This is a genomic window from Caulobacter sp. AP07 (assembly GCF_000281955.1).
Taxonomy (GTDB): Bacteria; Pseudomonadota; Alphaproteobacteria; order Caulobacterales; family Caulobacteraceae; genus Caulobacter.
In genome coordinates, this window is the sequence record NZ_AKKF01000125.1 from 19,334 (window position 1) to 41,802 (window position 22,469).

Genomic DNA, 22,469 nt, shown 5'->3' on the forward strand with positions numbered 1-22,469 from the left:
GCCTGGTCGTCCCGCCGTCCGCCCCGCGCGGAACCAGAAGAAGATCAGACATGAGTGAGGTCCGCATGGGACGACAGGCTTGGAGCGCCGCCGTGGCGCTGGCGTTGATCACGGCGGCTCCGGCCTGGGCGGTGGAGCAGCCCAAGCTGGGGGTGCGTTCCGCGCCGCTGATCCAGGTCGACGGGCTGACCTTCAAGGACCTCGACCGCGACGGCAAGCTGCAGCCCTACGAGGACTGGCGGCTGACGCCCCAGGCCCGCGCCGCCGACCTGGTCGGCCGCATGACGCTGGAGGAGAAGGCCGGGACGATGATGCACGGCACCGCGCCGGCGCCGAAGAACCCTTTCGGGTCGGGTCAGACCTATGACCTCGACGGCGCCGCCAAGCTGATCAACGACAAGCGGGTGACCAGCTTCATCACCCGCCTGAGCGGTTCGGGCGACGGCATCGCGACGCAGAACAACCGATTGCAGGCCGTGGCCGAGCAGACCCGGCTGGGCGTGCCGCTGACCATCAGCACCGACCCGCGCAACCATTTCCAGCACACGGCCGGGGCCGGGGTCGCCGCGGGCGGCTTTTCCAAGTGGCCCGAGAGCCTGGGCTTCGCGGCGATCGGCGACGAGGCGCTGATGCGCCGGTTCGGCGAGGTCGCCCGCCAGGAGTATCGCGCGACCGGCATCCACATGGCCCTGTCGCCGCAGGCCGACCTGGCCACCGAGCCGCGCTGGTCGCGGATCACCGGCACCTTCGGCGAGGACGCCGACCTGGCCTCGCGCATGGTGCGGGCCTATGTGGCCGGCTTCCAGGCGGGCGAGGGCGGCCTCACCCAGGACAGCGTCATCGCCGTGGTCAAGCACTGGGTCGGCTACGGCGCGGCCAAGGAAGGCTGGGACAGCCACAACCCCTATGGCCGCTACGCCAGCTTCCCGACCGGCAACTTCGCCTATCACGTCAAGCCGTTCGAAGGGGCCTTCGCGGCCAAGGCGGCGGGCATGATGCCGACCTATTCGATCCTCCAGGACCTGACCCTGGACGGCAAGCCGGTGGAGCAGGTCGGGGCCGGGTTCAACAAGTACCTGCTGACCGACCTGCTGCGCGGCCGGTACGGCTTCGACGGCGTGGTCGTCTCCGACTGGGCGATCACCAACGACTGCCCGGCCGCCTGCCGGGGCGACTGGAAGCCTGGCCAGCCGCCGGTGATCGGCATGCCCTGGGGCGTGGACGACCTGACCGAGACCCAGCGCTTCGCCAAGGCCCTGGACGCCGGTGTCGACCAGTTCGGTGGCACCGAGCACTCCGAGCGGCTGGTCGAGATCGTCAGGTCCGGCCAGGCCAAGGAGGCGCGCCTCGACCAGTCGGTGCGGCGGATCCTGATCCAGAAGTTCGAGCTAGGCCTGTTCGAGAACCCCTATGTCGATCCCGAGGTCGCCGGGCGGATCGTCGGCTCCCAAGCCTTCCAGGCCGAGGGCGACGCGGCCCAGGCCCGGTCCCTGGTGATGCTGGAGCGCAAGGACAGCGTCCTGCCGCTGGCGACGGGCCGGAAAGTCTATCTGCGCGGCCTGGACGCCGCCGCCGCGACCGCGCGGGGCCTGGTGGTGGTGGACACCCCGGAAAAGGCCGACATCGCGATCATCCGCACCGGCGCGCCGCACCAGCTTCTGCATCCCGGCCACCTGTTCGGCCTGATGCAGCACGAGGGCGACCTCGACTTCAAGGACACCGACCCCGACTACCAGGCCATCCTGCAGGCCAGCGCCAAGGTCCCGACCGTCGTCGTGGTGTTCCTGGACCGGCCGGCCATACTGACCAACGTCAAGGATCACGCCAGCGTGCTGATCGGCGATTTCGGGGTCAGCGACGCCGTGCTGCTCAACGTCCTGGCGGGCGGGGCGAAGGCCGAGGGGCGGCTGCCGTTCGAGCTGCCGTCCTCGATGGCGGCGGTCAGGGCGCAGGCCTCCGACAAGCCGCACGACAGCGACAAGCCGCTCTACCCGTTCGGCTACGCCCTGGGTCGGTAGGGCGGGCGAGGCGGTGGTCGGTCTAGACGAACACCGCCGAGGCGGCGGAAGCGGTCGCTGGGCGTGGGGTCGGCGGGCGCAGCAGGCGCGCCACCCGCTCCAGCACGTCGGCGCCGCTGAACGGCTTGGTCATGCAGTCGCGGGCCCCCAGCTTGACGGCGCGCTGGATGTCTTCCGGGCTCAGCTTCCGGCCGATGACCAGGATCGGGTAGTGCGGCTTCTCCCCCCGCCGGTTCAGCGCTTCAAGCACTTCGAACCCGTTGGTGTCGGCCAGGCCGAGGTCGATGATCATGGCGCTGGGGCGGACCTGTTTCAGGGTGTCCAGGACCGCCGTGCCGGTGCGCGCGACACAGGCGTGGTAGCCGGCCAGGTCCAGCCGGATCTGCAGCAGTTCCAGAACGGTGCGGTCGCTGTCACCGACGACGACCTTCAGGCCTCGGAAATCCTGGATCATCGGCGCGGCCTCCCTGTGTCGCGGCGGTCGAGGGAAGGGCGGTCAGAACAGGTCAAGGTCGCCCGCCCCATCGCGATCGTCGACACCCCGCTCTTCGCCGCCAAGGGCCGAGCACATCCGGTCGGCGAGGGCCCCGAGCGTGATGTCGCCCAGGGCATGGCCGACCGAAGCCGAGACGTCGTCCGCGATCGTGCCGCTCATCCGCCGCGCGAAGGCCGACAGGCTGGTCAGTTGCTGGCTCAGCAGGTCGACCGTGTGCATGCCTTCGACCAGGGCCTCGCGCTTGTCCGTCGGGATGCTCTTCATCATCTCGCCGATGATGGAATCGAGGAGGATGCAGCGCGCGCCCGCCAGCTCCATTTCCCAGGCGAGCACGCCGAAGGTCGTGGCGACGCTGGCCTGCAGCGTGTCTTCCGCCTGCGTATGGACGCTCATGGACAGTGATCTCCGGTCTACCCTTGGAGTTAGGTGAGAGCGGGCTTAACGGCGGATAAACTCAGAGCGCCTTGCGACAACGTCGCGCAGTGGGCGTCACGAGGCCTGCGTGAACCGAATCCGGATCGCCCCGCGTTGGTTGGTGACCGTTCACAGTCGTCCTGGTGTCATGTAGCAGTGGTTCGCCACGTAGTAGCGGGTTGGAATCACCGTGTTCGACCTTGTCGCGCTTCAGCCGATCTTGAACACGGCGATCGACGCCGTCGTGGTGATGGACGCCGGCGGGGCCATCATCGATTGGAACGCGCGCGCCGAGCGGATCTTCGGGTGGCGGCGAGACGAGGTGCTGGGCCGGCAGCTGGGCGACACCATCGTGCCGCCCCAACTGCGCGAAGCGCACAAGCGGGGCCTGACGCGCTTCCTGGCGACGGGCGAGGGGGCGGTGCTCGGTCGCCTCCTCGAGCTCGGCGCCGTCCGGCAGGATCAGTCGGAGTTTCCGATCGAGCTTTCGATCACGGCCTATGGCGAGGCGCCCTCCCAGATCTTCCTGGGCTTCATTCGCGACATCTCCGAACGTCGCGAGGCGATCGCCAGGCTGGCGGTGAGCGAGGCCCGGTTCCGGGCGGCGATCGACGCCGTCCAAGGGGTGCTGTGGACCAACAACGCCGCCGGCGAGATGGTCGGCGAACAGCCGGGATGGGCCGCGCTGACCGGCCAATCCCGGGCCGAGTACCAAGGGTACGGCTGGTCCAAGGCCGTTCACCCCGACGACGCCGAACCCACCGTCCAGGCCTGGAACGAAGCGGTGCGCGAGCGGCGGCCCTTCATCTTCGAGCATCGCGTGCGGCGTCACGACGGCGCCTGGCGCGTCTTCACGGTCCGGGCCGTGCCAGCGCTGGAGGACGACGGGGCGATCCGCGAATGGATCGGCGTCCACACCGACGTCACCGAGCGGAGGGACGCCGAGGAACAGTTGCGCGAAAGCGAAGCCCGCTTCCGGGCCATGGCCGACGCGGCGCCGGCGCCCGTCTGGATGACGTCCGCCGTCGGCGGCATAGATTTCGTCAACCAGGCCTTCGCCGAATTCGCCGGCCTGGAGCGCGACGCCCTGCTGGGCGACATCTGGATCGACCTCATCCACCCCGACGACATCCCCGGCGTCCTGGCCCAGCGGATGACGTCGCGGGCGGGGCTGCTGCCCTACAAGTTCGAGGCGCGGTTCCGCAACGACGTCGGCGCCTACCGCTGGATGCTGGCCAGCGCCAAGCCCCGGATCGGCGGGGACGGCCAGTTCCTCGGCTATATCGGCATGGCCATGGACCTGACCGACATCAAGGCCGCGGAGTTGCGGCAGCGCCTGCTGATCAACGAACTCAACCACCGGGTGAAGAACACGCTTTCGTCGGTCCAGTCGATCGCCCGGCAGACCTTGCGGGCCGACGAGACGCCGGCGCACGTGCGCGAGCGGCTGGTGGATCGCCTGCTGGCGATGTCGGCCGCCCACGACATCCTCACCCGCGAGAGCTGGGAGAGCGCGGCCATCGACGACATCATCCGCCAGGGCATGCGCCCGTTCACCGACGACCGGGACCTGGAACGGATCGAAATTCGAGGACCCGGCCTGCGGGTCGGACCCAGCGCGGCCCTGGCCCTGGCGCTGGCCATCCACGAACTGGGCACCAACGCGGTGAAGTACGGCGCGCTTTCGACACCGGTCGGGAAGATCACGATCGCCTGGGAGCCGGCCGACGGCGCGCAGAGTGTCGTGCGGTGGAAGGAGACCGACGGTCCGGCCGTCCAGGCGCCGAGCCGCAAGGGCTTCGGCTCCCGCCTCCTGGACGGCGGCCTGGCCGCCGACCTGGGCGGCAAGCCCAGGCTGGTCTTCGCGCCCACCGGCGTCGAGGCCTTCCTGCCGGTGCGCTTCGCGCCCTAGGTCCCGTTGGCCAGGAAGGAGCGGCACAGCTCGCGCAGGCCGTCGCGGTCGCCCGGCAGCATGGTGTCGCAGATCAGGTAGGAATAGATCACGAAGCTGCGCGCGGTCGCCTGGGGGCGCGGCACGCCGTTGGCGACCAGCACCTGCTCGAAATACATCAGCCGCAGCTGGTCGATCTCCTCCAGCACCCGGGCCGGCCGAGGGTCGCGCTGGGCCCAGACACGCAGGGCGGCCTCGATCCAGGCCCCGGTCTGGGCGCGCTCGGTCCGTGACAGCGCGAAGATCCGCAGCAGGCGGTCGGCCGGCGGTTCGTCCACCGCGCCGAGTTCGGCCACCCGCGTGACCGTGGAGCGCCGGCGCCAGTGGTCCAGCAGGCCGTCGAGAAAGGCGTCGCGCGACTCGAAGCGGACATAGAACATGCCCTTGGTCACCCCCAGCCTCTGGGCCAGGGCGTCGACGCGCACCTCCTGGATGCCGCCTTCGGTCAGCAGTTCGAGGGCGGCCTCGAACCACGCCTCTTCGCCAAGCCGCCGCTTGGGGCCGGGCTTGGCGCCCTTGCGCGGGCGGAGCGGCCTGGCCTTCGGCGCGGGCGCGGCGGCGTCGATCGACGCCCTCTCATCGGACTTTGCCACGATCGATGGGTAGGGCCTGACGCCCGCAGCGTCAACGTCCCTGCGATACATCCACATCGGTACGTATTTTATAGCTTGCGCGGATTCCTGCCTTTCAATGATTGACGGGAACGAGCCTTGCCGCCTATCCATAACTCATACGAGCCAGGATGAGATAACGTCCGGCCATTGGGGAGGCGAAGATGATCAATCGTTCGATGATGCGACGGGCGCTGCTGGCGGGGACGGCGCTTTGCGCGATGGGCGGCGTCGCTCAGGCCCAGACCCAGGACAGCCAGGTCGCCGCGGCCGACACGGCCGTGACCCAGGTGGAAGACGTCGTGGTCACCGCCCGCCGGCGCGAAGAGAGCCTGCAGGACGTGCCGATCTCGGTGACCGCCTTCAGCGCCGAGAAGCTGGACGTTCGCGGCGCGCCCGACATCACCGCCCTGCAACGCTCGACCCCCAACCTGACCCTGCAGGTGTCGCGCGGCACCAACTCGACCCTGACCGCCTTCATCCGCGGCATCGGCCAGCAGGACCCGCTGTGGGGCTTCGAGCCCGGCGTCGGCCTCTATGTCGACGACGTCTACCTGGCCCGGCCGCAGGGCGCGGTGCTGGACATCTTCGACATCGAGCGCATCGAGGTGCTGCGCGGGCCGCAGGGCACGCTGTACGGCCGCAACACCATCGGCGGCGCGGTCAAGTACGTGACCAAGCGGCTGGGCGACGACTACAGCGGCAAGCTGCGCGCCGAGCTGGGCAACTACAACGAGCGCAACCTGGTCGGCTCGGTCGTCCTGCCGGTGGCGGATGGGGTGGCGATCGGCGGGGCCCTGGCCTGGTACAATCGCGACGGTTACGGCAAGAACTTCACCACCGGCGCGGAAACCAACAACAAGGACGTGCTGGCGGGCCGGATCTCGGTCGAGCTGACGCCGTCGGACAAGCTGTTCGTCCGCCTGGCCCTCGACCGGACCGAGGACCGCTCCAACGCCAACCACGGCCACCGCGAGGTGCGCGAGCCCAACACCAACACCGCCGTCCTGCCCGGCGTCTACGACACCCTCGCCGGGATCGGCGACGACAACAAGGTGATGACCCAGGGCGCGTCGCTGACCGGCGAATGGTCGGTCAGCGACGTCGTCACCCTCAAGTCGATCACCGCCTGGCGGGAAGGCGCCTCCAGCGGCAAGGGCATCGACTTCGACGGCCTGGCCCAGCCGTTCCTCGACATCGGCGGCAACGGCAAGATCTACAAGGACCGCCAGTTCAGCCAGGAGTTCCAGGCCCAGATCGAGGCCGACCGCCTGCAGGGCGTGGTGGGGGTCTATTTCATGGACGCCCGCGCCAGCGGGGCGTTCGACACCATCCTGGGCCGGGGGCTCGTGCCCGAAGCCGCGCTCGTGCCCAGTCCGTCGGCCGCCACCGCCCTGACCCAGCTGACCAGCGGCTCGGTCGACACTGAAAGCTACGCGGTGTTCGGCGACCTCAACTACGACCTCAGCGACCGCCTGAAGGTGTCGCTGGGCGCGCGCTGGACCCGCGACGAGAAGGCCGGGACGGTGTTCAAGGCCAACTATCTGGGGACCCTCGGCAGCCCGCTGGTCAAACCCTACGTCACGCCGCTGCCGTTCCCGTTCAACGTGCCGCAGATCCTCACCAACTACGCCAACCGCAAGACCTTCGAGGAGTTCACGCCGAGGCTCAGCGTCAGCTATGAGCTGAACGACGACGTCAACGTCTATGCAGCCTATGGCCGGGGCTTCAAGTCGGGCGGTTTCGACATGCGCGGCGACGCCACCGCCACGCCGGGCACCAAGAACGGCTACGATTCCGAGATCGTCAATTCCTACGAGATCGGCCTGAAGGGCGACTTCCTCGACCGCCGCCTGCGCGCCAACGCCGCCATCTTCAACACCGACTACAAGGGCCAGCAGGTCACGACCCAGGTCCCCAAGCTCACCCCGCCGCCCGGCGTGGTCAGCTTCGTCGACAATGTCGGCAGCTCGCGGATCCGCGGCGCCGAGGTCGAGGCCAGCGCGGTGTTCAGCAAGGACCTCAGCCTGGACCTGACCTTCGGCTATATCGACGCCAAGTTCGAGAAGTTCCCGGTGTTCGACCTGGCCACCGGCAAGACCGTCGACGTGGCCAGCACCCGGCGCTTCCAGAACACCCCGAAGTACAACGCCAGCGCCACGCTCAACTGGCGGACCGACCTGGCCGGCGGCCAGCTGGCCATCCTGCCGGCGCTGTCCTACCGCTCCAGCGTCCACCTGTTCGAGACGCCGATCCCGAGCATCGACCAGAAGGGCTTCACCCTGGCCGACCTCAGCGTGGTCTGGACCTCGGCCGACGCCAGCTGGCGGATCGGCGCCCATGGCCGCAACCTGACCAACGAGCGCTACCGGACCGGCGGCTACAACTTCCCGTCCAACCAGTTCGCCCAGTCGGTGATCGGCTTCTACGGCCCGCCCCGGACGTTCAAGGTGGCGGTCGAGCGTCGCTTCTAGGCATGGCCGGGTTTGTCGAAAGACGCTGGTGTTCGGCCGATGGCCTGTCGCTCTACGCGCGGGACTATCCGGCCGGCCCCGGACCCGCGCGGTTGCCGGTGATCTGCCTCCACGGCCTGACCCGCAATTCGAAGGACTTCGCGGACGTCGCGCCGTGGATCGCCGGGCAGGGGCGGCGGGTGCTGGTCCTCGACGTGCGAGGACGGGGGCGGTCCGACCCGTCGCCGGACCCGATGCGCTACCAGCCGCCGGTCTATGCCCGTGACGTGCTGGCGCTGATGGACGGCCTGGGGATCGGCCGGGCGGTGTTCGTGGGCACCTCGATGGGCGGCCTGATCACCCTGTTGCTGGCCTGGCTGCGGCCGCGCGCCGTGGCGGGGGCGGTGCTCAACGACGTCGGGCCCGAGATCGCGCGCGAAGGCCTGGAGCGGATCGCCGCCTATGCCGGCAAGCCGTTCGCGGCCGCCGACTGGGCCGCGGCCGCCGACTACCTGGCGGCCACCAGCGGCGTGGCGTTTCCAGACTTCGGTCCGGAGGACTGGCGGGTCTTCGCGCGGCAATGGTTCCGCGAGGACGAGGCCGGCCGGCCGGCCCTCGACTACGACCTGTCGATCGCCGTGCCGCTGAGGGCCAGGCCGCCCAAGCGGCGATCGCTGCTGGCCTGGCTGCTGTTCGTCCGGCTGGCGCGCGGCCGCCCGACGCTGCTGCTGCGCGGCGCGCTCTCGGACCTGCTGTCGGCCCGGACCGTCGCCAGCATGCGGCGCGCGGCGCCGGGCATGGCGGTCGCCGAAGTGCCGCGCGTCGGCCACGCCCCGCTGCTGACCGAACCGGCCGCGCGGCAGGCGCTGGCGGCGTTTCTGGAGAGGGCGCCGTAGGAGGGCTGCACTGAATTGAAGACCCTCCCACGGTTGTCATCCCGGCCGTAGCGAAGCGAAGAGCCGGAACCCAGGGGCCGGCGCACTGCGGTTGCCCTGGGTCCCGGCTCTGCGGTCCGCTGCGCGGCCCTACGGCCGGGATGACAACGAGGGGGGAGTTGAGCCAGGCCTCTAGGCGCCTGGGTCGAAAGCCCACAAGAAAACGGCCCCGAAGCATCGCTTCGGGGCCGTTCCCATGCGTGGGTCTAGAACAGGCTAGAAGCGCTTGCGGATCGAGAAGCCGGCGGTGCGCGGGTTGATGCTGACCGCCTGCTGCTTGTTGTTGAGGGCCGAGGTGACGCTCATCAGGCCGACTTCGTTGCCGACGTTGTTGATGAACAGATAGGCGCCCCAGTCCGGACCCTCGACGCCGCCGCGCAGGTTGGCGTAGCCGTAGTCGCCCTGCTTTTCGTAATAGACGTAGGTCGGGCGGAACTGCGAGGCGGACTCGCCGACATAGGCGTAGTCGGCGCGCACCAGGCCGTTGATGTCGCCCATCAGCGGCCAGGTATATTCGACCGAGGCCGAACCGCTGAAATCGGCGACGTTCGGGAAGCTGTCGCCGCGCAGGCCGGTCGAGCCGGTGATCAGGACGGCCGAATTGGCCTGGTCCTCGGTCAGCTTGGCGTCGACGAAGGCGGCCGTGGCGTTCAGGGTCAGGCCGGGCATCGGACGGGCCACGGCTTCCAGTTCGAAGCCCTTGATCCGCGCCGTGCCGGCGTTGGTCAGGTAGCCGAAGGCCCCGTTGGCGCTGGTCGCCGAGATCTGCATGTTGCTCCAGTCGATCTGGTACGCAGCGGCGTTCAGGGTCAGGCGACGGTCGAACCACTGGCTCTTCACGCCGGCCTCGTAGTTCCACAGGCTGTCGGGCTGGTAGGCCAGCAGGGCCGAGGCCAGGCCCGGCACGTTGTTGGCGCCGCCCGGGCGGAAGCCCTTGGCCGCCAGGGCGTAGGCCATGACGGTGGGCGTGAACTGGTAGCTGACGTTGAGCTTGCTGACCCAGCCGTCGGCGCTGGCGTCGACCTGGGCGGCCGGACCGACATAGGACTGGGTGATGAAGTTGCTGATCAGCACCTGGCCCGAGACGGTCTTGTCGTAGTTGAAGCGGCGGATACCGCCGGTCAGGCTCAGCTTCTCGACCGGCTTGTAGGTGATCTCGCCGAAGAAGGCCGTCTGCTTGGTGTCGGTGCCGACATGGCGCCAGGCGGTCAGGTCGCTGGGATTGATCGCGCCGGTGGTGGTGTTGGCCTTGGCGACCTGGCTTTCGATATAGTCCGAGCGGTCCTCGTAATAGACGCCCGCGGTCCAGTCGATCTTGTCGTCGAACAGCGAGCCGTTCATCCGCAGCTCGTGGTTCCACGAGGTCAGGCCCATCGGCTGGTACAGCGCGCCCGGCGTGCGGCTGTCGGCATAGGCGGTGTACTGCGTCATCTGGGCCGGGGTGCAGGCCGGATTGGCCGGAGCCCCCGCCGCGGGCGGCGCGCCGGCGATGTAGTTGCGGCACGAGGTGGCGTTGGCGCGGTTGGCCGACAGGGTGGGGCTGTAGTCGGAATTCCGCAGCAGGGTCCACTTGTAGTAGGACGAGGTCCCGGTGAGGGTGGCGAAGCCCAGGTCCCACTTCGCCGTGACGTTGTAGACGCGCAGGTTGTCGTCGGTCGGGGCGATCGTGCGGGCGTTGGTCGAATAGTCCTTGGCGCCGAGGGCCGGGTACCAGCTGTTCTGACCGTCCAGGGTGGTCTTCTGGAACAGGCCCGTGGCGTTGATCGTCAGGTTCTCGGTCGGGGTGAAGCCCAGCATCAGGCGGCCGCCGGACGAGTGCTGGCTGTTGATGTCCTTCTTGTTCAACAGGACGTCGTCGACGTAGCCGTCCTGCTCGGCCTTATACAGCACCACGCGAGCGGCCAGCTTGTCCTCGATCAGCGGCACGTTGACCATGCCCTTGACCGAATAGCCGGGGCCGCCGTCCTTGGTGATCGTGCCGCCGGCCTCGACCGCGCCGGAATACTGGCTGCTGTTGGGCTTGTTGAGGATCACCCGCAGGGTGCCGCCCATCGAGCCGGAGCCGTACAGCGTGCCTTGCGGGCCGCGCAGGACCTCGACGCGCTCGACGTCGAACAGGTTGACGTCGGCGCTGGTCGAGCTGGCGTCGGCGGTGGTGCCGGCCGGGCCGGTCAGCGGGATTTCGTCGTAGTAGAGGCCGACCGTCGCCTCGCCGGCGCTGCGCACGCCGCGCAGGGTCAGGCGGCGATTGGTCGGCGAGTTGCCTTCGACCTGCAGGTTCGGAACCGTGCGGAAATAGTCCTGGATGCCCGACGCTCCCAGGCCTTGCAGCGATTTCTCGGTGACCGCGCTGATGCTGATGGGCGTGGTCTGGATGGTGGTCGAACGCTTCAGCGCGGTGACGACCACTTCCTCGAACGTGGTGGTGTCGGCCGGCTGTGGGGTCGCGTCCTGGGCGAAGGCGGGGCTCGCGCCCAGGGCGGTCAGCGCCGTCGCGCCCAGGGCCAGGGCCTTCAGGCCTCGAAACTGCAGTCTCATGATTATCCCCTCGTCTCGACCGTTCGGCGACGGCCTGTAGGTTCAGACGTAGAGGGGCGGGGGGTCCTCATCGGGTCGCGAAAAAATGGGTGAATGCTGACGGTTGGGGGAGTCCGGGGCGATCGCCGAACACCCCCTTCGGTCGCTACGCCCCCTGGTGGAGCAGCACTTCAGCGATCTGGACCGCGTTGAGGGCGGCGCCCTTGCGGAGGTTGTCGCCGGTCACGAACAGCGCCAGGCCGTGCTTCACCGTCGGATCCGGGCGAACGCGCCCCACGAACACCGGATCTCGTCCCGTGGCGTCCAGCGGATTGGGAACCTCGGCCAGCACCACGCCCGGCGCCCGGCCCAGCAGCTCCAGCGCGGTGGCCACCGAGATTTCCCGCTCGAACTCGGCGTTGATGGACAGCGAGTGGCCGGAATAGACCGGCACGCGCACGCAGGTGCCCGACACCGGAAGTCCCGGAATTTCCAGGATCTTGCGGCTCTCGTCGCGCAGCTTGTTTTCCTCTTCGGTGTAACCGTCCTCACCGACCACGTAGTTCAGCGGCACGACGTTGAAGGCGATGGGAACGGCCCACTTTTCCGGCGGCGGAAAGGCCACCGCGTCGCCGGCGCGGGCCAGGGCGGCGCCGCCGTCGGCGGCCGCGCGGACCTGGGCCTCCAGCTCGCGGATGCCCGCCGTCCCGCCGCCCGACACCGCCTGGTAGGTGCTGACCACCAGCCGCTTCAGGCCGGCGGCCGCGTGCAGCGGCTTCAGCGCCGGCATGGCCGCCATCGTGGTGCAGTTGGGGTTGGCGACGATGCCCTTGGGGATCGAGGCCAGGGCGTGCGGATTGACCTCGGCCACCACCAACGGCACGTCCGGGTCCTCGCGCCAGGCCGAGGAGTTGTCGATGACGATCGCTCCGGCCTCGGCGACCTTCGGCGCCAGCCGCAGCGAGGCCGCGCCGCCCGCGGAGAAGAAGACCAGGTCGAGACCGGCGTAGTCGGCGGTGTCGGCGTCCTCCACGACGATCTCGTCGTCGCCCCACTTCAGCCGCGTCCCGGCCGATCGCGCCGAGGCGAACAGGCGCAGGGACCGGAGCGGGAAATTCCGCTCGGCCAGCAAGGCGCGCATCATCTCGCCGACGAGGCCGGTGGCGCCGACGACGCCCACGCGGGGCGGGTTGGAAGGGGAAAATGCCGGGGGCATGTCTTACGTCTCCTTGGAGTGCGGAGGCGCGGGATTGTGCCGGTCTGGAAGAGAGCGGCCCCGCGCATCGGCGGGGCTTCTGTCCGGGTGGTCGCGGGTCAGACCTCGCGCACACCCGCACACGCCCCGCCGAAGCGGGTCGTTTTGCGGGTAATGACTTTGGTCATGACGACGGACATGGCGCGGCTTCTAGGGGCGAACGCGGTGGATGTAAACCGCCTCGGGCGAGAGGCGTTCGACACTTGAGCCCACACACATTCGTCATCCCCCGACTTGTTCGGGGGACCCAAGCGGCGTTTCCGATGATCACCACCCAACTCGGCTTGGGTCCCCCGCATAAAGCGGGGGATGACGAAGTCTTTGAGTTGTAACGAGCGCCCGCCGGCCAGGGCTGGCTGTGCACGTCCCTTAGAACCCGCGCTCCAGCGTCAGCCGCAGTGTGCGGGGCGCGATGCCGAAATAGTCGACCGGCCCGGCCGTGTTGCGCTGGGCCGAGGCGCGGCCGGCCCGATCCAGCAGGTTGTCGATCGCCAGGTCGGCCCGCCAGTCGTCCTGCTTGACGCCGAAGCTCAGGCCGAACGTCGCGTAGCCGCCCATCTTCAGATAGTCGGCGTTGCCCCGGTTGAACGCCGAGCGCGACGTCCCAGTATAGGCCGCGTCGATCCGGAAGCGGCCGTCGAGGGTGTCGGTCAGCGCCCATTGGCGCTCCAGCGAGGCCGCGCCCGCGAACTTGGGGACCACCGGCAGGCGGTCGCCCCTCAGGCCCAGGCCGATGGCGGTGTTGGTGACCTGGTCGGCGGTCAGGCGCGCGTCGGTGAAGGTGGCGCTGGCGGCGGCGTCCCAGCCCCACAGGCGGCGGACGGCGAACTCGCTCTCGAACCCGCGGATGCGGCTGGCGCCGATATTGGTCAGGAACGAGAAGGCGCGGTTCTGGGTCTGGGCGCTGTACTGCATGTCGCGCCAGTCGATCTGGTAGACGGCGACATTGGCCGTGACGCGCCGGTCGGCGAACTGGCTCTTGAGCCCGGCTTCGTAGTTGGTCAGGCGGTCCGAACGGTAGGGGGCCAGGGTGTCGGCCAGGCCGGGCACCACATTGACCCCGCCGGGGCGGAAGCCCTGGGACACCTGGACGTAGCCGAGGATGTCCGGGGTGATCTGCTGGCTGGCCAAGGCCTTCAGGCTCCAGCCCTGTTCCCGGGTGCGGGCGTCGATCCGATAGTCGGCCCAGGTGCCGGACACCACGTTGGGGATCTGCACCTCGCCCCGGTCGCGCTTGGCGTATTCGAACCACCGGGCGCCCAGGGTCAGCCGCGTCTGGGGCGCGGGATCATAGGAGACCTCGCCGAACGCCGCCTCCTGGCGGATGTGGTTGTCGATGCTGCGCCGGCCGATCAGGATCACCGGGTCACCCACCGCGCCCGTCAGCGGATCGACGTGCGGCACCTGGCTGTCGATCAGGTCGTCCCGGACCTCGTGATAGGCGCCGACCGTCCAGCTGACCGGGCCTTCGCCGGCCGACGCGGCGCGGACCTCCTGGATCGACGAGGTCAGGTTGGCCGGCTGGCGGAGGATGGCGGGATAGAGGCTGTCGACATAGGCGGTGTAGGTCCGCATCTGGCCGTTGTCGCAGGTTCCGCCCAGCGAGAAGTAGCGCGCGCACCCCGCCGGATTGTCGCGCTCGCCCAGCAGCACGCCGCTGTAGTCGGAGCGTCGGATCAGCTTCCAGCGATACCAGGACGAGGTGGCGGTGACCTCGACGGCGTCGCCCTTCCAGTGCAGCGTGGTGTTGGCCAGGGAGATCTTGCCGTCGAACGGCGCGCGGGCGGCGTGGCGTGTGCGCCAGGGGCCCGCTATGTCGTGCCAGGCCGAGATGTCGTCGCGATGGCTGTCCTGGACGGTGCCGGTCAGCAGCAGCGACAGCCGTGGCGTCGGCTCCCACCGCACGCCCAGGCGCGCGCCCTTGATCCGCGTGGAGTCGACGTCGGACAGGCCCAGCCGGACGTTGTCGATCGCGCCCGGCGTCCTCTGGTCGTAGACCGTCAAGCGGGCGGCCAGCACCTCGGGAACGATCACGCGATTGAGCGCCGCGGTGAACCCGCCGACCTGTTCCCCGTGCGCGACGCTGGCGGCGTTGGCGCTGACGAAACCGCCGCTCCGCGTCAGGTCCGGGCGCTTGAACAGCACCCGCAGCGCCCCGCCCATCGACCCCGCCCCGTACAGCGTGCCTTGCGGGCCCCGCAGCAGCTCGATCCGGTCGACGTCGATCAGCGACAGTTCCGGCGTCATCTGGCCCGGGTCGGCGGTGGTGCCGACCGGGCCGGTCATCGGGGTCTCGTCGTAATAGAGCCCCGTGGTCGCCTCGCCGGCCCCGTACACGCCGCGCAGCACCAGCCGGCGGCCGAAGGGGGTGGAGACCAGCTTCAGGCCAGGCAGCAGCGGGGCGGCGCGCTCCAGGTCGACCATGCCCAGCCGCGACAGCTGCTCGCCGGTCAGCACGGTCATGCTGACCGGGGTCTTCTGCATCTCGGTGCTGCGCTTGAGCGCCGTCACCACCACGGAATCCAGCGGCGTGTCGATGTCGGCGGGCGGCGGGGGCGCCGGGGCGGGCGTGGGCCGGGCAGGCGGCGGCGCGGCGGGCCGTCTCGCCTGGACCAGGAAGCTGCGACCCTCCAGGCGCACGGTCAGGCCCGATCCGGCCAGCAGGCGCGACAGGGCCTCCTCGGGGGTGAAGACGCCCCTCAGGGCCGGGCTGCGCCGCCCGGCTGTCAGGTTGGGCGAGAACAGGATCTCGCGGTTGCTCTGCAGCGCCAGCTGGTTGAGGGCCTGGCTGAGCGGTTGGGCGGGAAGGTCGAAGCTCAGGGTGGTCGTGGAGCTCGCGGCCTCGGCGGGCTTCGGCGTCGACACGGCGAGGGCCAGGCCGCTGGCCGCGCAGAGCACGGCCGCGAAGGCGCCGCGCCTCAAGGACGCCCTCGACCTGCTTGACCCCGACACAGCGACTCTCGACCTCCCCCGACCGGCCGCGAACGCGCGCCTCGGGGGTGGGGACTATGCCCCAATCCACCCGAAGGCCACCGATCATGGTTCGCCACCGCTTCCTAAGATCGCCTCTTGCACACCCTTTAGGCAACGCACTCAAGGTAGCGTGTGCTCGGTTCCCAGGCTGCGGTCCCGCTTGACATGGAGGCGAACGCCCTTTCACCTCGCCGTCACAAAAAAGTCGGGGCGGGTAATGATGCGTATCGGTAGGGCGGCGACGCCCTCAGGAGGCGGCCAGGCGCTGGTGGAGATGGGCGCCCGCTTCACGCCGGCGTTGCGGGCGTTCTTCTCGCGTCGGGCTTCCATCAACGATGTCGAGGACCTCGTGCAGGAGGTTTTGCTCCGCATCCAGAAGCGCCAGCCCGAGGCGGTGGTGAACAATGTCGAGGGCTACCTCTTCGAAGTCGCCGCCAATGTGCTGATCGATCGGGGCCGCGCCGACCGCACCCGCTGCCGGTCCGCCCACTGCGAATTTCAAGAAATTCATCACCCCGTTGATGAAATGTCTCCCGAGCGCGTCTTACAGGCTCGAGAACAAATGGCGCGAGCCTTGGCGGCCCTGAACGAGCTGCCAGAGCGGACCCGGCGGGTTTTCGTCCTCGTGCGCTTCGAGGAGATGAGCTACAAGCTCGTCGCCCAGCGCCTGGGCGTCTCCGTCAGCGCTGTCGAGAAACATGTGATGAAGGCGTTGCGTCACTTGAACGCGCGTCTGCGGGACCAGAATGACGCCGACCACGCCGGTCAACAAGACACACGACGACCCGGATAGCGCCGCGGCGACCTGGTTCGCGCGCCTGCAGGGCGACGCCGTCCTGGTGGAAGAGCGCCGGGCGTTCGAGCGCTGGCTGGCCGCCGACCCGTGCAACGCCGAGGCCTGGGACCGCTGCCGTCGGGTCTGGAGCGACCTGAGCCTGCTGGACTCCAATCCCGCCCTCGACGCCCTGCGCGCCGACGCGCTCGGGGCCGGCGTCGACGCCCCGCGCCGCCTGGACCGCCGCGGCCTGCTGGCCGTCGCCGCCGGGGTGGTCGCGGTGGTCGGGACTGGCGCGATCCTGGGCCGCAACCTGCTGACCAAGACCGGAAGCCTGGCCGGGGGCGCTTCGGCCGAACCGACCTTCACCACCGCCGTGGGCGAACTGGCGACCTTCCATCTGGCCGATGGCTCGGTGGTGACCCTGAGCACCGACTCCGCGGTCAAGGTGAACCCCTGGGACCGCGAGCGCCGCCTGACGCTGGTGCGCGGCCAGGCCTTCTTCAAGGTGGCCAAGGACGCCGCCCGGCCTTTCGTGGTCGCGGTCGGCGACAAGCTGGTCACCGCCGTAGGCACCGCCTTCGACGTGCGCATGGATTCCGGCCGGTTGTCGGTGACCCTGGTCGAGGGCCGGGTGCGGATCGCCGGCCCGTCGCCGCGCGGCGACCGCATGGTCGAGATGTCGGCGGGCTCGCGGTTCGTCGCCGCCGACGCCGCCGACTGGAACATCGCCAGCGTCGACACGGCCAAGGAATCCAGCTGGCTGCAGGGCCGCCTGGTGTTCGACGGCGAACCCCTGTCGGCCGTCGTCGCCGAGATGAACCGCTTCTCGGTGCGCAAGCTGCGGGTCTCCGACGCCAAGGTCGCCGCCACCCCGGTCAGCGGCGTGTTCAAGACCGGCCAGGTCGACGCCTTCGTGGCGGCGCTGCGCAGCTATGGCCTGGCGGACGTGGGCGCGGTCGACGCGACGCAGATCGAGTTGATCAGTCCTCGGGCCTGATCTGCGCCGATCGTTACAATAAGAAGGGCGGGTGTCGTGAGACACCCGCCCTTTTCATTTGACCACAAAGTGTTGTCATCCCGGCCGCAGCGAAGCGGAGAGCCGGGACCCAGGGACAGCCGCGATGCGCCGGCCCCTGGGTCCCGGATCGGCCTTCGGCCGTCCGGGATGACAACTGATATGGGCCCCTACCGCCCCGACACCGCCGGCCCATAGTAGAGCCCGTTGAACAGCAGCTTGAACGTGCCGGCGCTCTGGGCGCGCTGGGTGACCACCGGCCCCATCAGCATCACCCGACCCTTGCCCAGCTTGGCGTCGATGACGCTGGCCGTCCCGTCCAGGCGCTTTTCGCCCAGCGCCCAACCGCTGCGCAGCAGGTCGCCGCTGAACCAGGCCACGCGCTTGAGATCGGCGCTGTCGGTCGCCGCGAAGGCGGGGTTGTTGTCGTAATAGACGTCCGCGCCGCTGGTCATGCCGTAGGCCAGGGGCTGGGTCGGATCGACCTGGGCCCGCAGGATCGAGCCGGGGATGTAGAAGTCCTTGGTCGAGGGCGCGGTCGGCTTGCCGTCCTTGTCGTCGACCAGCACGTTGCGGACTGGCAGGCCCAGCAGCGAGCCCATGGCGCTGGAGCTGCCCACGGCGATCACCGCCCCGCCGTCCCGCACGAAGCGGTCGATCTGCGGCAGGGTCTTGTCCGGGGTGATGGTCCCCAGCCAGGAGCGGAATTCGGCGGGGATCTCGGCCGGCTCCGGCTGCTTGGTCTTGAAGGCGAACCGCGTGCCGGCGACCGGGGCGGTATAGGCGCCGTCCGGGAACAGGATGACGTCGTAGTCCTTGGCCAGCTTGCCCGCGTCCAGCCGCTGCGGGCGCACGACCGTGTAGGGCATCTCGTACTTCTCGAACAGCCAGCGGGTCCAGCCGCTGGGCATCAGGCCGCCATAGAGGTCGACCAGCCCGACGCGGGTGGGCTTCAGCTTGATCGTCTCGCCGGCCGGCCTGGCGTCGACGCCATAGGCGTTCAGCCCCAGTTCCTTGGAGGCCTGCTTGACGATGGCGTCGGCCTTGGTCGAGGCCGGGATCCACAGGGTCCCTTCCGCGAACGCCTGGCCCTGGGCGGTGGTCGGGGCTTTGAGCCAGAACACCGGCGCGCCGGCCTTCACCAGCCGGTTGGTCAGGATGAAGGCGTTGTTGGGGGCGTGGCTGACCAGCCAGCCGGCCCCGGCATGACCGACCACCTGGCCTGGCGCGACGGCGATCAGGTCGGGAACGGTCTCGAACGGCCCGTCGAAGCCCTCGACCACCCGGTCGAAGCCGACGCCCATCTGCATGGCCAGGGTGTAGCCGGTAGCGTCATAGGGCGGCTTGGGCGGGCCGCCCGGATATTCCAGGTCGTGCGGGTGGTCCTGGGGCTCGAACATGTCCAGCACGTGCGGGCGATAGGCCTGGTCGGTCTTCACCACGAACGAGCCGGCCGGATAGGTCTTGCCGCCGACGCTGAAGGCGACGGTCGCGCGCTGGACCTGGACGCCGCTCTTGATCAGAGCGTTGAGGAAATTGACCGCCGTGGGCAGGTCGGCCTGGTCGGCGGGGATCACGTAGCCCCGGGCGTCGCGATAGGCCGGGTCGTGCAGCACGGTGTCGTAGAGGGCGGGATCAACGCCCTTGGCGCCGTAGGACCAGGCGTCGACCTTCTCGTGGGCGCCGGCGGCGGCCTTCAGGGCCTCGATGCGCTTGGGGGTGACGGTCCAGCTGTCGGTCTGGCCCCGCTCGACGGAGTCCTGACCCATGCGCCAGGCGTTGAACAGCAGGCGCTCGCGGTTGCGCACGGCGTAGTCGATCACCGCGCGGTCCAGGGTCAGGCTGTAGTCGATCGACGACTTCAGATGCCAGGTCTGGGGCGCGACCGGGTAGGGCAGGTCGTTGTGCGGCAGCTGGCGGTCGGGGACCATGCCCAGCTTCATCGGCGTCGGGTGGCCGATGATCTCGGTCAGCAGGCCCACGGCGTTGTGGAAATAGGTGACCGTCCGCTCGATGCCGTTGGTCCAGGTCGAGTACGAGGCCTCGCTGCGCATGGCGCTGCCGGCCTTGCCCTCGGCGATCAGCCGGCTGTGCATCGCCGCCCCGACCTCGCTGAGCTGGCTCATGATCAGCGGGTCGTAGTTGTAGTTGAACGGGTCGCGGAACGGCGGGACGAACACCACCGTGCCGGGGCTGTTGGGCTGGTGCTGGTTGTAGATGATCTGCGGGAACCACTCGCGGAAGAACACCCGGCTGAGGTTCTCGGTCTCCTTCTGGCTCACCATGTAGAAGTCGCGGTTGTTATCGTGGCCGACATACTTGTTGTACAGGCGCGGCAGGCTGTCCCAGTTGGCCTCGCGCTTGGCCGGTTCGGGGATGCGCATGTACCAGTTGGAGACGTACTCCATGCCGTCCGGATTGGCCTGGCCGATCAGGATGATGGCGTTGTCGAGGAAGCGCCGGGTCTCGGCGTCGTCGTGGCTGGCCAGCTCGTAGGTGATCTGGGCCAGGTGCTGGGGCGGGACGATCTCGTTGGCGTGCAGGCCGCCGTCGATCCAGACGATCGCCTTGCCTTCCTGCGACAGGGCGCGGGCCTGGGCCTCGTCGACGCCCTTGGCCAGGGCCAGCTTGCCGGCGATGCCGCGATAGTGGTCCAGCTTGGCCAGGTTCTCCGGGCTGGAGACGGCCATCATGTACTGGGTGCGGCCTTCCTCGGTCTGGCCGATGGCGATCATCTTCAGGCGGTCGGACTGGCCCGCCAGGGTTTTCCAGTAGCTGACCAGCTGGGTGTAGTTGGCCAGGAAATAGTCCTCGCCGGCCTCGTGGCCCCAGGCCTGCTTGGGCGTGGTGATGGCGGCGTTGACGGCGACCGGCGCCGGGGCGGCGGCGGCTTTGGCGACGGGGGCCTGGGCGAGGACGGGCCCCGCGGCCTGTAGGGCAAGGAAGATGGCGGCGGTCGCCAGAAGCGGTCTGCGCATGGTTGGTGAAACCCCTCGGATCCACCCCCACGGCGGTCCTCGATCTCAAGACGTCGGCGGTGGAATCTTCCTCACCGTCAAAAACCGAAAAGCGTTACATTATTACAGGGAATTTTTTGACGCCGCCGCGATGAGGGGCGGGCGTTCCCTTACGTCTCATTGGACAGTCGCCCGACCGGCGCCGTCATCCGCTTACCTGGGGAACGTCCATAATGAAGCTTTCGACCTTGAAGCTCGCCCTGCTGTCCGCCGCCATGGCGACCGGCGTCTTCGCGGCCCAGGCCAACGCCAAGCCGATCACCGAGGCCGACCGCGCCCAGATCCTCAAGGCCGTCGACGCCGATGCGGGGCAGATCTCGGACGCCGCGCTGAAGATCTGGGGCTTCGCCGAGGTCGGCTACCAGGAGACCAAGAGCTCGGCCCTGCTGCAGGACCAGTTGAAGACGGCGGGCTTCGAGGTCCAGGCCGGCGTGGCCGGCATGCCGACCGCCTTCGTCGCCAGCTACAAGAACGGCGCCGGCCCGGTGATCGCCATCCTGGCCGAGTACGACGCCCTGCCGGGCCTGGCCCAGACCCACGATCCGGTGAAGACCGGCATCCCCGGCCAGGTCGCCGGCCACGGCTGCGGCCACAACCTGTTCGGCGCCGCCTCGGTCGGGGCGGCCGTCGCGCTGAAGGAGTGGATGGTCAAGAACAACGTCAAGGGCGAACTGCGCGTCTACGGCTCGCCGGCCGAGGAGGGCGGTTCGGGCAAGGTCTATCTGGTGCGTTCGGGCCTGTTCAAGGACGTCGACGTGACCCTGCACTGGCACCCCAACAACGCCAACACCGCCGTCCAGGGCGTGTCGATGGCCAATATCAGCGGCAAGTTCCGCTTCCACGGCGTCTCGGCCCACGCGGCCGGCGCGCCCGAGAAGGGCCGTTCGGCCCTGGACGGCGTCGAGGTCATGGACGTGGCCACCAACTTCCTGCGCGAGCACACGCCCGACAAGACCCGCATCCACTACGTGATCACCGCCGGCGGCACGGCGCCCAACGTCGTCCCCGACTTCGCCGAGGTCTATTACTACGTCCGCCACCCCGATCCGGCGGTGGTCAAGGACGTCTGGGCGCGGGTCGAGAAGGCCGCCCAGGGCGCGGCCCTGGCGACGGGCACGACCATGGACAGCGAGATCACCGGCGGGGTCTACGCCCTGTTGCCCAACGACACCCTGGGCAAGGTGATGGACGCCAACCTGCGCAAGGTCGGCGGCGTCGCCTGGACGCCGGAGGAGATCGCCTTCGCCAAGAAGATGCAGGAATCCCTGCCGGGCGCGCCGTCGATCGACACCGTCAAGACCGTCGCGCCCTACAAGATCGAGATGGAAGGCGGCGGCGGCTCGACCGACGTCTCGGACATCAGCTGGGTGACCCCGACCGTCGGCCTGGGCACGGCGACCTTCGTGCCGGGTTCGGCCGGCCACAGCTGGCAGAACGTGGCGGCGGCCGGCTCGTCGATCGGCGTCAAGGGCGCGGTCAACGCCGCCAAGACCCTGGCCCTGACCGGCGCCGACCTGTTCTCCAACCCCGACATCGTCAAGAAGGCCAAGGCCGAGCTCGACCAGCGCCGGGGCCCGGACTTCACCTACAAGGCCATGCTGGGCGACCGCCCGCCGGCCCTCGACTACCGCAAGCCCGCCGCCGGCGGCCACGAATAACGGTCGGTCCTTCCCCCCCGATCGACCGTTAGCGGCCGGCGCCGGTTCCCCCCGGTTTTGGCGCCGGCCGCGCCCTCACCCTTCCACACCGCGGAGACCCTTCATGGCGGAGGCCATTACCGTTCCCCAGGAGCGTTTCGAGATGCTGAAGGGCGCTCTGCCCGCCATTACGCGCGAGCATCTGTTCAGCGTCTACGGCATCAGCGAAACCACCTGGGGCAAGCTGCGCAAGGGCGAGCCGATCAAGCTCAGCACCTGGCAGCGCATCCAGATGCGCTACGAGCGGGTATGCTCGACCCTGGCCAAGGCCGCCTGACGGCGCCGGCCGTTTTCCCGAGCAAAGTCCGAAAGCCTTCATGAACAAACGTTTTGCCTATC

General features: G+C 69.2%; 15 protein-coding genes and 1 pseudogene. 9 read left to right on the top strand and 7 right to left on the bottom strand.

The window, feature by feature from the left end; translation table 11 throughout:
- Positions 1-50: 50 nt before the first annotated feature.
- On the top strand, positions 51-2,018 hold the full coding sequence (locus PMI01_RS07935) for a glycoside hydrolase family 3 protein (RefSeq protein ID WP_035035291.1): 1,968 nt from the start codon (positions 51-53) through the stop codon (positions 2,016-2,018).
- A gap of 22 nt (positions 2,019-2,040) precedes the next feature.
- On the opposite strand, the gene PMI01_RS07940 is transcribed toward PMI01_RS07935, so the two are convergent.
- A complete protein-coding gene (locus tag PMI01_RS07940) occupies positions 2,041-2,472 on the bottom strand; it encodes a response regulator transcription factor (protein ID WP_007666522.1) in 432 nt (143 codons plus the stop codon).
- A 42-nt stretch (positions 2,473-2,514) separates the two neighbouring features.
- Positions 2,515-2,907 carry a hypothetical protein gene (locus PMI01_RS07945; RefSeq protein WP_007666524.1) on the bottom strand — a complete coding sequence of 131 codons (393 nt, stop codon included), beginning with the start codon at positions 2,905-2,907 and terminating at the stop codon, positions 2,515-2,517.
- A gap of 211 nt (positions 2,908-3,118) precedes the next feature.
- Between PMI01_RS07945 and PMI01_RS07950 the strand changes: the two genes are divergently transcribed.
- Positions 3,119-4,840, top strand: coding sequence for a PAS domain S-box protein (locus PMI01_RS07950; protein WP_007666526.1), 1,722 nt, complete (start codon positions 3,119-3,121; stop codon positions 4,838-4,840).
- Here the strand turns inward: PMI01_RS07950 and PMI01_RS07955 are convergent.
- A complete protein-coding gene (locus PMI01_RS07955) occupies positions 4,837-5,472 on the bottom strand; it encodes a TetR/AcrR family transcriptional regulator (RefSeq protein WP_035035293.1) in 636 nt (211 codons plus the stop codon). The two genes, PMI01_RS07950 and PMI01_RS07955, sit on opposite strands and share 4 nt — an antisense overlap.
- A 182-nt stretch (positions 5,473-5,654) precedes the next feature.
- Here PMI01_RS07955 and PMI01_RS07960 point away from each other — a divergent pair, with 182 nt between their 5' ends.
- Positions 5,655-7,964 (top strand): TonB-dependent receptor, encoded by a 2,310-nt coding sequence (locus tag PMI01_RS07960; RefSeq protein ID WP_007666530.1) that lies wholly within the window; start codon positions 5,655-5,657, stop codon positions 7,962-7,964.
- 2 nt (positions 7,965-7,966) lie between these two features.
- Positions 7,967-8,839, top strand: a complete 873-nt coding sequence (locus PMI01_RS07965; RefSeq protein ID WP_007666532.1) for an alpha/beta fold hydrolase — start codon at positions 7,967-7,969, stop codon at positions 8,837-8,839.
- 255 nt (positions 8,840-9,094) lie between these two features.
- Here PMI01_RS07965 and PMI01_RS07970 read toward each other — a convergent pair whose 3' ends face one another.
- The 3 genes from PMI01_RS07970 to PMI01_RS07980 form a co-directional block, all read right to left on the bottom strand.
- Complete coding sequence (locus PMI01_RS07970) at positions 9,095-11,416, bottom strand: TonB-dependent receptor (RefSeq protein WP_007666534.1); 2,322 nt, start codon at positions 11,414-11,416, stop codon at positions 9,095-9,097.
- A gap of 145 nt (positions 11,417-11,561) precedes the next feature.
- The gene (locus PMI01_RS07975; RefSeq protein ID WP_007666536.1) at positions 11,562-12,611 is read right to left on the bottom strand and encodes an aspartate-semialdehyde dehydrogenase; all 1,050 of its coding nucleotides are present in this window, start codon (positions 12,609-12,611) and stop codon (positions 11,562-11,564) included.
- A 408-nt stretch (positions 12,612-13,019) separates the two neighbouring features.
- Positions 13,020-15,572 (bottom strand): TonB-dependent receptor plug domain-containing protein, encoded by a 2,553-nt coding sequence (locus PMI01_RS07980; RefSeq protein WP_007666538.1) that lies wholly within the window; start codon positions 15,570-15,572, stop codon positions 13,020-13,022.
- Positions 15,573-15,840: 268 nt separating this feature from the next.
- On the opposite strand from PMI01_RS07980, the gene PMI01_RS07985 reads away from it, so the two are divergent.
- The 3 genes and pseudogenes from PMI01_RS07985 to PMI01_RS27795 all read left to right on the top strand — a co-directional run bounded on the left by PMI01_RS07985 (position 15,841) and on the right by PMI01_RS27795 (position 17,577).
- Positions 15,841-16,416, top strand: a complete 576-nt coding sequence (locus PMI01_RS07985) for an RNA polymerase sigma factor (RefSeq protein ID WP_238537023.1) — start codon at positions 15,841-15,843, stop codon at positions 16,414-16,416.
- Positions 16,370-17,398: a FecR family protein gene (locus PMI01_RS07990; protein WP_007666544.1), complete on the top strand. Its 1,029-nt coding sequence runs from the start codon at positions 16,370-16,372 to the stop codon at positions 17,396-17,398. Before PMI01_RS07985 ends, PMI01_RS07990 begins: the two co-directional genes overlap by 47 nt.
- A 58-nt stretch (positions 17,399-17,456) precedes the next feature.
- Positions 17,457-17,577 (top strand): annotated as a pseudogene (locus PMI01_RS27795) (hypothetical protein).
- Positions 17,578-17,586: 9 nt separating this feature from the next.
- On the opposite strand, the gene PMI01_RS07995 reads toward PMI01_RS27795, so the two are convergent.
- A complete protein-coding gene (locus tag PMI01_RS07995; protein WP_007666545.1) occupies positions 17,587-20,394 on the bottom strand; it encodes a M14 family metallopeptidase in 2,808 nt (935 codons plus the stop codon).
- A 212-nt stretch (positions 20,395-20,606) separates the two neighbouring features.
- Between PMI01_RS07995 and PMI01_RS08000 the strand changes: the two genes are divergently transcribed.
- Entirely contained in the window at positions 20,607-22,091 is a 1,485-nt protein-coding gene (locus PMI01_RS08000) for an amidohydrolase (protein WP_007666546.1), read from the top strand.
- Positions 22,092-22,194: 103 nt separating this feature from the next.
- Positions 22,195-22,407, top strand: coding sequence for a hypothetical protein (locus PMI01_RS08005; protein ID WP_007666547.1), 213 nt, complete (start codon positions 22,195-22,197; stop codon positions 22,405-22,407).
- The last annotated feature ends 62 nt before the right edge of the window (positions 22,408-22,469 follow it).